Origin of the sequence: Shewanella gelidimarina, from assembly GCF_023283945.1 — a bacterium.
Taxonomy (GTDB): domain Bacteria; phylum Pseudomonadota; class Gammaproteobacteria; order Enterobacterales; family Shewanellaceae; genus Shewanella; species Shewanella gelidimarina.
In genome coordinates this window covers 14184-27077 of record NZ_JAKIKW010000023.1, presented here as the reverse complement: position 1 = coordinate 27077, position 12894 = coordinate 14184, and the positions used below count along the sequence as shown (strand labels likewise).

Genomic DNA, 12894 nt, shown 5'->3' with positions numbered 1-12894 from the left:
TAAAAGTGACTCGGTGTAACTCAGGCTAATGTTATGCTTGCGCCACAAGGTAAGACTGCATCAGTTCGGCTAGATAGACCAGCACATCGAACTCGTCTTCTCTCTCAGTTGAAAGCCAACATATGTCGCCATAAAATTCATAATGCAGTTGTAGGTGGGTGCCTTCAAACTCCAATAACCATTGATGCCTATCTGCGCCCCATTGTCTTTCAACAACCCTGCAATCAATCGCCGCGGCAAAAGGCTCAGCAAATTGGGCAAACAGCTCAAAATCAATATCTGCTTGTACCGACAAGCTCAAGGTTTGACGATCTAACGTAATAGCATTTAGTTTCATCTAGCTAACTCTCACGACTCTTTTGTATGGGGTGTACTTGTCGAACGTTATCGAATTCCATTTACTCGGCAGACGATATCTGGCTTTGACAAACCAATGTTTTACCATCGGCAACACACAAATGGCCACACACATAATCGGCATTTTTATCATCACTCAAGCGCAGTAAACCTTTGCCTTTGGCATGACATTGTTCAACCGACGCATAGTAACCACTTATAAACTCTGCAGACTGCTCGACACTCGGCTTTGCTGCTGCGCTCGGATAATAAAGCAATGTCCACTCTGGTGAGTCAGTACATGCCGTTAAACCAAGAGATAAAAATGAAATGAAGCACACTAAACGCAATTTCATGCTGAAGGTCCTCTAAATAAAAAAAGGCGAACAAATGTTCGCCTTTATCGTAAGCAATTTAGCTTATTCTACACCGCTTCGTCAGCGATTGATGAACTTTACTGGCATCGCTTTATTTATTTGCTTTGGCTTTAGCCTTGTCGATCCGAGTAACACGGCCTTCAAAGCCGGTCACAGTACCATCACTAACGCCATGTTTAATGGCTGTTTTACATATCGCGATAGCCGCATCAAACTCACCATTGTCGTTGAGCAAGGTCGACATGTGCATTAGGCCAATCCCTTTGACTTCAGCATCTGGATTATTTGTCTTAGTTTCAGCAGCATAAACGGTAAACAGTGCTGTATATCGCTTAGATAAGTTTGCACCATACGTTACATATTCAGCTTGTTTACGTTGCTTATAACACTCCGCAACGGTCGAAGACATTGCAATATATTTCGCTGCGGTATCTGTGGCAGCGGCAGTATCAGCTATAGCCTGAGTTAACTTAGCATTTGCCCAAGCGACATCAACCTCTGCGGCTTTTGGCTCTGGCTCTGGCTCTGGCTCTGGCTCTGGCTCTGGCTCTGGCTCTGGCTCTGGCTCTGGCTCTGGCTCTGGCTCTGGCTCTGGCTCTGGCTCTGGCTCTGGCTCTGGCATGATTTCAACAACTTCCCCTTCAATATCAAGCTTTTTATCAATGCTCGCCCCTTCATCAGGCGGGCTCGACAATTCAGCCGTCGTATCTGGAGTCACGTCTTTGACTTCTGGCTCAACCGCTTCATTTGCAGTTTGTTCATCCTGAGCTTTTTTTTCATTTTCTTCATTTGCTAATCGCTGAGTACGTTTATAGAGATAAACGCCTATTATAATGAGCAAAATAATGGCAATTACTTTCATTGTGTTCCACCAGTGGTTGGCCAGAGACTCATATGTGAGTCTTGTTATGCATTTTAAAACGCGTAAAAATAGAACGTTATTATTAATGCATTCTCTTTCATACAATCAAGTATTTATATCTCTTTTTTAACCGGGTATCAAAATTAATGCACTATATTGGCCAAAATAGCTCAAAAGACAGCTTTATAAGCAAAAACTCAGTCTATTTTTACAAAATAGCTATCGATAAACCCAATCGCGTTTAAAGCGCTATTTTGTGCGCACCTTCAAATTTTCAAGCATCCGTTTTGTTTGTCGCTCTCTAGGCTTTTATGATATCAATAACCCAGTAACTGACTAAGGTATACCATGGCTTTCGAACAACTTTTAAGTGGCAAATTGCTTAGCGAGTTTAGAACCATCTTTGCTATGGTTGAAATCTACTGCAAAGCACACCATGGAAGCGGTAATGCTGGCTTATGCCAAGATTGCCAAGACTTTACTGAGTATGCTCATACCCGATTAGATAGATGCCCTTATGGACAAGATAAGCCAACATGCAACAAATGCCCAGTGCATTGCTATAAACCCCATATGAAGGCCAAAGCGAGAGAAATAATGGTTTATGCAGGCCCTAGAATGTTGCTGCCACATCCGATTATGGCAATAAGGCACCTGTTATCTGAACGTAAGGACGCTCCGGTAAAACCCCCAGTAGAATGTTCAAATCGGCACCTTAGAATCAAAGTAAATATTAAAGATTAATGCCTCTTTAAGTTAAACGCTTATGTAAAACCCATCAAGGTATTCAAAGCGCTAAACACGTCTAATCTCAAATAGAAAAAGCCATAAAACGCACGATGACTTTAAATAGTCGCGTGCGCTTTCTTGTTGTATCAGAATTTCACTACTAGACTTTTGGAAAGTAAAAGGACTTATTTGAACGACGGCGCATTATTTTGCAGCTCGTTGGGAACAATCAGCATGGAGGCTGCCGCTTTGACCAGAGAGATCCTACTCGTAGAAGACAACAAAGTCATGCTGCTGATGATATCGCAAATGTTGATTTCTCGTGGCTATCAAGTAGTGACCGCTAAGCATGGTTTAGAGGCATTAACTCAACTTGACTCGCACCCCAATATTCAATTAGTGCTCAGTGATTGGATGATGCCTGAGCTCAACGGTATTGAACTCTGCTATCACCTTAAGTCCCCACAATATTGCCGCTACATATTCTTCGTACTGCTCTCAGGCCGCGATGATAAGGACTCCATTGTTGAGGGGATCAATGCGGGTGCCAATGATTTTGTGGCAAAAGATACCAATATCAATGAGCTAGATGCAAGACTCAAGGCAGGGTTCAGAACATTAGAGCTACACAACCAACTCGTTGCTAAGAACATCGAGCTCGATCGTGCTTATGCGACAATTAAGCAAGATCTAGAGTGCGCCAGTGATCTCATTCAACGCATGCTGCCTAATCAAACCCGTTTTAAAGGCGTTGAAATTAACTATACCCATATTCCCAGTGCGCAAATTGGCGGCGATATGCTTGGCTGCATGCAGTTAGATGAAGATCATATTGCTATATACCTATTTGACGTCGCGGGTCACGGCGTCGCTTCAGCTTTAATGTCTTTTTCCATTCAGCAAAGTATCAGTTCTAATTCCGCGACCACTTCGAACGTCAAACGCAAAAAAGATACTGACCCCTTTTATAGCCTTATCGAGCCAAGCGAAGTCATTTCACACCTAAATCAAAGCTATATAAGCCAAGATCAAAACAACCTTTATTTCACCATGGTGTACGCCGTGTTGAATACCAAAAGTGGGTTACTTACCTATTCTTTTGCCGGACACCCACCGATGATCTGGCTACAGAAATCAAAGAATTACTGTGAATTCATAGAACAAGATAGCTTTGTTGCGGGCATGTTTGACTTTGCTGACTACCAAACAGACCAAGTGCAACTTCAGCCGGGCGATAGGGTTTTCCTCTATTCCGATGGGATAACAGAAGCAGAAGATCAACATAAAAACCAATACTCAGAGGCGGGGTTAAAACAACTCGTTCTAGCACTAAGTAATGAGCCTAGCGGCACACAGACTGACACCATTGTCACCAGAGTAAGTGCTTGGAGTGGCGCAATGCAGTTTGATGATGACATAAGCCTACTTGCCCTCGAATGGCAAGGCGAATAAAGAGGAAACATTATGCAATTTGATATTATTGAAAAAGGTCAATACACCATAGTTCAGGTGAACGAAGGCCGATTTGATGCAAAACTGGCTCCCGCATTTAGAGAACAGCTAGAACGAATCAAAGGCAATATTCGAGAGCAGTTAGTGCTTGATTTAGGTCAAGTTCGCTTTATGGATAGCAGTGGTCTTGGGGCCGTAATGGGTGCTTATAAAATGCTCCGCAACACCAAAATTAGTATTGTGAACCCACAAAAACCGGTAATAGATCTTCTTAAGCTAACCCGTATGGATAAGCTCATTCTAAGCCATCCAACAATTGAAGATGCACTGGCTCCAACCGCTTAAAGAGGTAGATGTTATGAAAGGAATGATTCTCGCCGCAGGAAAAGGCACTCGTATTAAGCCAATATCTTACGCAATTCCAAAGCCAATGGTCCCCATACTCGGCAAACCGGTAATGGAGTCGATGATCCAATTATTCGCTAAGCATGGAATAGATAAAATCGTAATCAACACCAGCCACTTAGCCGAAATTATTGAAAACTATTTTGGTGATGGTCACCATTTCAACGTACAGCTTTCCTATTCCTATGAAGCAACTGAAGTTAATGGGAAGTTTGTTAGCCAAGCGTTAGGCTCTGCCGGGGGTATGCGAAAAGTACAAGATTTCTCGGGCTTTTTTGATGAAACTTTTGTTGTTGTATGCGGCGATGCCTGGATTGACCTCGATCTCAAAAAAGCAGTCGAACACCACAAGAGCCACGGAGGTCTGGCAACGATTATTACCCGTGAAGTGCCTTCATCGGAGGTCAGTAAATACGGGGTAGTTGTGACAGACAAATATGAGCAAGTGGTTAGCTTTCAAGAAAAACCACTCGAGTCAGAAGCTCTTTCTAACAAAATCAACACTGGGATCTATATCTTCGAGCCTGCCATTTTTGATTTTATTCCTAAAGACGTCGAATTTGATATCGGCAGCGATCTGTTCCCACTACTAGTAGAAAGAAAGGCACATTTTTATGCCGTTAATATGGACTTTCAGTGGCTAGATGTCGGAAAAGTCAAAGATGTTTGGGAAGTGACCAGCGATATTTTAAACGGCAAAGTAAAGGGCTATCCCATTCCGGGGACACAGCTAGCTCCTGGCGTCTGGGTGGGCATTAACACTCAAATCGACATCTCAAAATGTAAAATCACCCCCCCCGTCATCATCAGCAGTGGCTGTGAAGTCCAAGATGGTGCAACGATTATTGGCCCCGCTGTTGTCGGTGCAAATTGTAAGGTTGACGCAAAGAGCCTGGTCAGTAACACCTTGATTTGTGACTACATTCATTTAGCCAATGACGCTTACATCGTCAACAAAACCATGTTTGGCGATTACTTATTAGGCCATGACGGCTATACCCAACTGTTAGCGGATTGCTTATACGTACATATACTGAAAAATCGTAACGTCTCTAGGCCCTTGATGGGTAGATCTAGCATTAACGACATCTACAGCACGCTGGCACCTAAAGCTAATCCCGTGCCGTTACAGCAGGTTAAATAAGGTTAGCTTATGGACGTGAATACAAGGAAGTTTCACAAAGAATATCTCAGTAGTTTAGAGGCTTCTAGAGAGGTCGCTGATGACATAGTGCCTTACTGGAATAGCCTCGGGATTGATGAGTCAATAGTCGGTCAAATGGAGCTTTGCCTGGTTGAAGTCGTTAACAATGTTTTTGAGCACGCCTATGGCAACAATGACGGTGATAAGTTTGAAGCGACTTCGTATCTGACCAATGCCAAAGATCTTATCGTTGAGATCTCTGACTTTGGTCAATCCATACCTCATGGTGTTCTTGAAGAGTTACTCAAAACAGACTTTATTGAGCCCTTAGCAGATGATCCCGAAACTTGGCAGCAAAGCCGAAGAGGACTGAAGATCATTCAAGAACTGTCAGACAAGTTAGAATATTTTTCGCACCAAAATCGCAATACCTTAAAGCTACAACGTAGCGCAAGCTAACCCAATACCGAACCACTGCTCAGTCGACATGGTCCGACTTAATGCAGCCGGAAGATGGAAATGTGCCTTATCGTACCGATAAAAATAAGTGCACGGAGAGATGATAAATGGATTTTTACTTCAATGAGTTCGAGAAACGCACTCCACCTCAACCGGCAAGTTACAGCCCTTCACGGGAATTGCTATATCAATACTTAGCGACATGTAATATTGCGTTAGGAATATGGTACTTAGTTTGGCGCTGGGGCTTTGCGCTCAACTACGATGCAATGTGGTTTTCACTGCCTTTGGCCTTTGCCGAATCCTGCGCCTTTGTGGGTTCTGTCCTCTTTGCCTTTAACCTCTGGAAAACAGCTGACGAGCCCATAAAAAGTCCACCAGCCACCATTAATGAATGCATCAATGATCCGATGGATGACAGGCCTATTTGTGTGGATATTATGTTTCCCACTTACGACGAGGAGCCAGAACTCGTTGCACTGAGTATTCGAGATGCCCTAAAGGTACGTTACCCCCATGAAATAGAGATGAGGATCTTTATACTCGATGATGGCAGACGTCCCGAAATGGCGCAGCTTGCAGCCAATATGGGCGTTGAATACATTACTCGCGATAATAATGTCGGCTACAAAGCCGGTAACTTACGGAATGCGTTAGAGCAGACTTATGGCGACTTTATTGTTATTTGTGATGCTGATACCCGCCCTTTTCCGAGTATCTTAGAGAATACTTTAGGTTACTTTAAGGACCCAGATGTCGCTTGGGTGCAAACACCGCAATGGTTTTTTGACTTGCCCGCCGGAGAAAGACTCCCTGCTTGGTTAAAGAAACGCTTGGGCACTCCTGTCAGCTGGCTTGGCAGCGCCTTTGAAAAAATCTATGGCCCAGTCACATTAGGCCGTGATCCATACGCAAACGATCCACAAATGTTCTATGACGTCATTCAGCGTCGTCGTAATTGGGCCAATGCTTCGTTTTGCTGCGGAGCAGGTTCTATACACCGTCGAGAAGCGGTTATGGAAGCGGCGTTACGCAGCTATAGCCACCAGATAAGTCAAGAGCACGAGGAAGTAGAAAAACAGATCCGTAAGATCACAAAGGAGAAAAACGTCGACAAGGATATCTCGACTAACTTACGCCAAGAGATCATCTTTGATACTGAGTTTACCCCCTATAAATTCCACGTTTCAGAAGATATATATACATCACTCATTCTGCATGGCGATACCGAGCGAGAGTGGCGCTCAATTCAGCATACGCAGATAGAAAGTAAGATGCTGTCACCACAAGATCTACAAAGCTGGACCGTACAACGCTTTAAATATTCAGGCGGTTCAATTGATATCTTTATGAACGATAATCCGCTGTTTAAAAAAGGCATGAACCTGAAACAAAAGCTAATGTATGGTGCCAGTTTTTGGTCAAACCTATCGGCTATTTGGAATATTATCTTCCTTGCTTGCCCTATTGTGTATTTCCTTACCAGTATCGCGCCCGTGAGCGCCTATGACACCACTTTCTATATGCACTTCCTACCCTTCGTGATCACTGCTGAGCTTGCCATGATGGTGGGCACATGGGGGGTGTCAGGTTATCAAGGTAAGACCAATTTCCTGTCCTTTTTCCCGGTTAACTTACGTGCTTTATGGACGGTACTACGCGGTAAAAAAATCAGCTTTCCAACCACGCCTAAAAGTCGTCAACAAGGATTATTTCTCCATTTAGTGCTCCCCCAAATTTCAGTTTTTGCACTGAGTCTCGGCAGTATGATTTTTGCTTGGTACGCCTACAGTAGCCAGTCATTTGGCACCTACTCGCTTGGCGGTTTGATCCTCAATAGTTTTTGGACCATCAATAACATGATGGCCATGTGGGGCATGATAGCCGCCGCATGCTGGTCACCACCAACAGATGATGCCACCACCACGATAGCAACAGCCAAGGAGTTGGATTATGGAATCGAGTAGTTCGTTCGTTAAAGCGCGTCATCACATTGTATTCTTAGCGGGGCTGTTTACCGCATTAGCCGTCGCTTTCACCATAGAAACGCGTGAATATAACCAAGTGATGGGTAATCTTTCATTTGCCCCGTCGGAGCCCATCCCCTTTCGTGAGACTCGAGTATTGACTGAACAAGAGTATCAATGGGCTAAAACGGCTTGGCGATATTTTGAAAATAACTATCAAGACAACACCGGCCTAGTCAATTCAGTAGACGGCTACCCATCAACCACGATGTGGGATACCGCTTCCTACCTCATGGCGCTAATTTCTGCCCATAGGCTCAATGTGATTCGCTATGAAGAGTTCAGCCTTAAGATGGAAAAGGCCTTAGCCACCCTATCTCGAATACCACTGGTAAGAGATGAGCTACCCAATAAAGCCTACGACACCCGAACTTTACAGATGGTGGATTACACTAATAAACCAACCGAAAATGGCATTGGCTGGTCGGCTATCGATATTGGCCGAATTCTGGTACCAATGAATATTTTGGTTTGGCAGTACCCTAGATTTAACAAGCAGGTTAATAGTGTATTGCAACACTGGAAAATAGGGGCAATGACTAAAGATGGTTACCTATTTGGCTCAAGACCGGCGGCATCAGGCTCCGGGTTAGAGCTGGTGCAAGAGGGTCGTATTGGTTACGAAGAATATGCTTCAAAGGCGCTGAGCCTAATGGGCCGAGATGTGTTCAATGCATTAAAGTACGCTGACTATCTAAAGTTTATCACTATTGATGGTATTGAAGTGCCCACCGACAGTCGCGATCCCGCCAAGTACCATGCACATAACTATGTGGTCAGTGAGTCATACATTCTTGATAGCATTGAATTTGGCGCTGACAGCGTATCAAGAATCTTTGCTTTTCGTGTTTATAAGGCTCAAGAGCAGCGCTATAAACGTTCTGGGATTATCACCGCCGTCAGTGAGGATCATATAGACCAAGCCCCCTACTTTGTGTACAACACCGTATTTTCAGATGGTGAAAAATGGAACACCATCACCGATACTGGCGCTGACGCTTCTGACTTTAAAACCCTCTCAACCAAGGCAGCCTTCGGCTGGTATGCCCTATATGACACGCCCTATGCAGACAAATTAATCACGGGGGTCGATACGCTTTATTCCGACAGTAAGGGTTGGTACTCAGGTTTATACGAAAAGACGGGAGAAGCCAATAAGGCCATCACCGCAAATACTAACGGTATTGTTTTAGAGTCGCTGGCATATATACAAAATGGCGCTCTGCTCAACGTCGGCGTAGATAACCAACTATAGAGGGATGCGTATGCAACTTATTTTACTCGTATGCTTAGCTCTATTACTTATAGCCTGTGGTAATAGCTACCAAGGATTTTCCAGTGATATTGTCGATCGTCATTCTCATTGGCAGGTGCCTAAACAGCGCTCTGGAGAGCTCACTGAGCAAGAGATGGAAATGGCCACTATCGCTTGGAAGTACTTTGAGAATAACTATCAAGAATCGACAGGCATGGTCAATGCGGTAAATGACTACCCCTCCGTTACTTGGTGGGATGCTTCGTCTTATTTGGCCGGCATGGTGAGTGCTTTAGAGTTCGGCATTATTAAAAAAGAGGAGTTTGACCGTCGTTTTATTCGTTTTATCGCCACGCTAAATACCATTGATCTTTTTATGGGAGAGCTCCCCAACAAAGCGTATAACACCCAAAATGCGTCCAAGGTGGATTATGCAAACCAGCCTGGCGAGATTGGGTACTCCGCGTTAGATTTAGGCCGATTACTCATTTGGCTGCATATCATCAAGCATCGCTTTCCGCAGTATGCCAGTGCCATTGACTCTGCTGTATTACGTTGGAACTTTTGCAACGTTGTCGATGAAACGGGCACCATGTTTGGCGCACTCCTTGAACCTGGTAAACCCGTGCAGTATCTACAAGAAGGTCGACTAGGCTATGAAGAATACGCCGCTAAAGGCTTCGAGCTTTGGGGGTTTAACACAAAACAGGCGTTAATGCCTGAGCCCTACGCCACCATTAATATGTATGGTTACGACATTCCCTATGACACTCGTGACCCAAGAAGACTCAAAGCCCACAGCTACGTCGTCACTGAAAGTTATGTGCTAGATGGTATTGAATTTGGCTGGGATGTCACCGCAGACCGCAGTAAACACGATAATAACTATAGCCACGCTTGGGTGGCTGAATTTGCGCTGCAGATCTATCGAGTACAAGAGCAGCGTTACCAAGAAACCGGGATTATCACCGCAAGAACCGAGCATCAGCTCGACGGAGCTCCCTACTTCGTCTATGACACCATCTATACCGACGGCTTTGCCTGGAACACGATTTCTGAAGCCGGCGCCTTCTTACCACAATACTCGGCCGTTGCCATCAAAGGGGCGATGGGGATGTGGGTGTTATGGGATACCGAATATACCGATCTGCTGTTTGAACACGTCAGCCATGTTTATGACCGAGAAAAAGGCTTTTATGAGGGTATATTTGAGAATGGCACTGGACTCATTAATACGTTCACTTCAAACAATAATGGTATTTTGCTAGAAATCCTACTGTATAAAAAACAAGGTAAGTTATTACAGTATCAAGCAACTACCGCGCCTAGCCTTTGGGAAAAAGCATTACAAAGTCCATTTGGATACGAAGGGCAATGCTTACCGAGAAAGACTGAAGCAAACTAACTCAGCTTCCTGATTGGGGTAATATGCTACGACAATATGTTCTGCTGTTATTGCTGCTTAGCCTTCAAGCTTGTGGCCTTGTATACCAGGGAGTTCAATCTGGTGTCTCTGGCGTGAATGAATCTCAGCTTATCAGGCAAGGTCGGCATGGCGAATTATCCGAACAAGAGATCGCTTGGGCAAACACAGCGTGGCAGTATTTCGCCAACAACACTCAGCTGTCTTCTGGGCTGGTTAACTCTATAGACAACTATCCCACCATGGATATGACTTCACTGGCCGATTATCTCATCGCTCTGCAAGCCGCTGTGCAGTTCGAGTTAATCTCAACCAAAGCCCACGACGAACGGCTCTCTATGGCGATACATTTCTTGGTAAATATGCCATTAACACGCCAAGGAGTGCCAAATAAAGTCTACTCAACCAATACCCGCACTATGGTGAACTATGCCAATCAACCTGCAGAGTTAGGCTGGTCTGCTATCGACATAGGTCGGTTACTTATTGCATTAGCCATCACCAAACAGCACAACCCAGAGTTTTCTGAATATATCGATAAAGCTGTCCTGCGTTGGAATTTTTGCGCCCTCGTCTCCGACAAAGGCGAGCTGTATGGTGGCGCTATCAACAATGGACAAGTCACCCGCTACAAAGAGGGGCGCTTAGGTATCGAAGAGTATGCCTCCTATGGCTATTTAGATTGGCAAATTATTCCTAAAAAATCGATGACGCTAGAGCCTTATGAAGTGGCGACAATCAATGGCATTGATCTTCTTTTTGATGGCAGAGACCCGCGATTTTTTGACGTCCTTAGGCCGGTCTTTAGTACGCCTTACCTCTGGTTAGGACTCGAGTTCAATTGGGATGATATTAACGATATGCATTCGCTCGATGCACAACACACCAATGTTCCTCTGGCAGCAATGGCTGACTCAATTTATCAGGTACAGCAAAGTCGCTGGGACGTTGAGCGTATCTATACAGCAAGAGCAGAACATGTTGTATCCGGCGAGCCCTATTTCGTCTATGACGCTATCTATGCCCTGGGTACTCCTTGGATCACCGTCGCCGAAGATGGCAGTAGCCACGACCAACTCGCACTCATCTCTACTCGAGTCGCTTTTCAAATGTGGGCCCTGTGGAAAACGGACTACACAGAACGCCTAATAACATTAGTGCAAGAGCTATATCACCCGCAACGTGGCTGGTACGAAGGGCGCTATGAAGTATCAAGTGCTTATGAAAAAAGCATCACTTTAAAAACCAATGCCGGCGTACTAGAAGCATTACTGTACAAGGTCAATGGCAAACTGTACCAAGCCAAAGAAAACAAAGAGTATCGTGATGTGCGCTTTAACTCACGCTTCAATCATCCCGGTAAATGTCTAGTGGAGACTTTTGATGAGTCATAAATATCGATTGATACTCGCGTTATCATTACTTGTGCTACCAATCGTTCGACCTGTATTTGCCACCGCACTTAATCTTGACTTGCGCCCCTTTAGTAAAGGCAACTACCTGCTCGCAAAAGGCCGCTACCCACAAGCGGCAACGCACTGGCACCAATTAAGTGTGGTACTGCTCAGTAACCCCAAACAAGTATCTCAACAAGTGATGTGGCAGTCATCGGGATTAGCGGCATCACTTGCGGCTATTGCCGCAGATAAAGCTGAAGATCCCATCGCGTATCAATACTGGGCAGACAGTACACGTTACCTCTTAACAGGAGGGACTAACTGGTCGCAAGTGCAACAAAAACTGCATCAACGTTTAGAAACCGCAAACACTCAACTGTCGGTTGCGATGCAAGTCAGCGATGTAACCAGTGGTATTGATGAGGACCTCGACATTGAGCTTACCGCGCTGCAATTATGGGATGAAAAGCTAGCATTTTTCGCCTTCACAACACCAAAGCTGGGTCTTAATCGTTACGATGCCAATAACAACATAAGCCAACCCATTCCAACGCAAACCTCCAGCCCAGCACAATCACAACACTCGAGCTCAGGTAAAAAACTCTCAGGTTACGATGCTAACTTCTCCCATGCCCCCTCTTTTACTCCCGCACCACGGTCCAATAAAGCAGCATCTTTGGCAGATATCGAAAATAACGTCATCGATGCATCTGATGCTGGGCTTGCGGCCGCCGCTCAATCTCAGCTGAAAGAGACCACTAACGCCTCCAACACATCTTCGCAAGAGGGAATTAAGCCAACCAATCGGCTTGGAATTGGCAGTATTAACCAAACACAAGAATTGAAAGTAGAATCATTGCAAAAACGGCAGATTGAACCCATTCCGCAGATGAAAGAAATAGAGACTCTCGATAAAAGTAACCTCAAAGAAAATGAAGTTGAGGTAATAGATCCGCCACTTTAAGGCTTGAAAGTAAATAGATAGCGACGTAAAAAACCCCATAGACCTGATGATATTCAGCTAACGT

Annotated in this window: 13 protein-coding genes; 10 read left to right on the top strand and 3 right to left on the bottom strand. The window is 44.7% G+C overall.

Translation table 11 applies throughout. The annotated features are described in order from the left end of the window. Positions 1–31: 31 nt before the first annotated feature. The 3 genes from L2729_RS17305 to L2729_RS17295 all read right to left on the bottom strand — a co-directional run bounded on the left by L2729_RS17305 (position 32) and on the right by L2729_RS17295 (position 1575). Positions 32–337, bottom strand: a complete 306-nt coding sequence (locus L2729_RS17305) for a DUF3630 family protein (RefSeq protein WP_248989389.1) — start codon at positions 335–337, stop codon at positions 32–34. Between the two features lie 61 nt (positions 338–398). Then, positions 399–692 carry a hypothetical protein gene (locus L2729_RS17300; RefSeq protein WP_248989388.1) on the bottom strand — a complete coding sequence of 98 codons (294 nt, stop codon included), beginning with the start codon at positions 690–692 and terminating at the stop codon, positions 399–401. Positions 693–804: 112 nt separating this feature from the next. Then, positions 805–1575 (bottom strand): hypothetical protein, encoded by a 771-nt coding sequence (locus tag L2729_RS17295; RefSeq protein ID WP_248989387.1) that lies wholly within the window; start codon positions 1573–1575, stop codon positions 805–807. A gap of 348 nt (positions 1576–1923) precedes the next feature. Here L2729_RS17295 and L2729_RS17290 point away from each other — a divergent pair, with 348 nt between their 5' ends. From L2729_RS17290 to L2729_RS17245, 10 genes are all read left to right on the top strand, one after another. Further along, complete coding sequence (locus L2729_RS17290) at positions 1924–2319, top strand: nitrous oxide-stimulated promoter family protein (RefSeq protein WP_248989386.1); 396 nt, start codon at positions 1924–1926, stop codon at positions 2317–2319. A gap of 219 nt (positions 2320–2538) precedes the next feature. After that, entirely contained in the window at positions 2539–3756 is a 1218-nt protein-coding gene (locus tag L2729_RS17285; RefSeq protein WP_248989385.1) for a SpoIIE family protein phosphatase, read from the top strand. Between the two features lie 12 nt (positions 3757–3768). Beyond that, a complete protein-coding gene (locus L2729_RS17280; protein ID WP_248989384.1) occupies positions 3769–4101 on the top strand; it encodes an STAS domain-containing protein in 333 nt (110 codons plus the stop codon). A gap of 13 nt (positions 4102–4114) precedes the next feature. Then, positions 4115–5305 (top strand): nucleotidyltransferase family protein, encoded by a 1191-nt coding sequence (locus L2729_RS17275; RefSeq protein ID WP_248989383.1) that lies wholly within the window; start codon positions 4115–4117, stop codon positions 5303–5305. Positions 5306–5314: 9 nt separating this feature from the next. After that, a complete protein-coding gene (locus L2729_RS17270; protein ID WP_248989382.1) occupies positions 5315–5764 on the top strand; it encodes an ATP-binding protein in 450 nt (149 codons plus the stop codon). A gap of 107 nt (positions 5765–5871) precedes the next feature. After that, a complete protein-coding gene (locus tag L2729_RS17265) occupies positions 5872–7731 on the top strand; it encodes a glycosyltransferase family 2 protein (protein WP_248989381.1) in 1860 nt (619 codons plus the stop codon). Then, positions 7718–9046 carry a DUF3131 domain-containing protein gene (locus tag L2729_RS17260; RefSeq protein WP_248989380.1) on the top strand — a complete coding sequence of 443 codons (1329 nt, stop codon included), beginning with the start codon at positions 7718–7720 and terminating at the stop codon, positions 9044–9046. Before L2729_RS17265 ends, L2729_RS17260 begins: the two co-directional genes overlap by 14 nt. Before the next feature lie 10 nt (positions 9047–9056). Continuing rightward, positions 9057–10451, top strand: coding sequence for a DUF3131 domain-containing protein (locus tag L2729_RS17255; RefSeq protein ID WP_248989379.1), 1395 nt, complete (start codon positions 9057–9059; stop codon positions 10449–10451). Positions 10452–10474: 23 nt separating this feature from the next. Further along, the gene (locus L2729_RS17250; protein ID WP_248989378.1) at positions 10475–11863 is read left to right on the top strand and encodes a DUF3131 domain-containing protein; all 1389 of its coding nucleotides are present in this window, start codon (positions 10475–10477) and stop codon (positions 11861–11863) included. Next, the gene (locus L2729_RS17245) at positions 11853–12830 is read left to right on the top strand and encodes a hypothetical protein (RefSeq protein ID WP_248989377.1); all 978 of its coding nucleotides are present in this window, start codon (positions 11853–11855) and stop codon (positions 12828–12830) included. The genes L2729_RS17250 and L2729_RS17245 overlap by 11 nt, the downstream gene beginning before the upstream one ends. Positions 12831–12894: the final 64 nt, after the last annotated feature.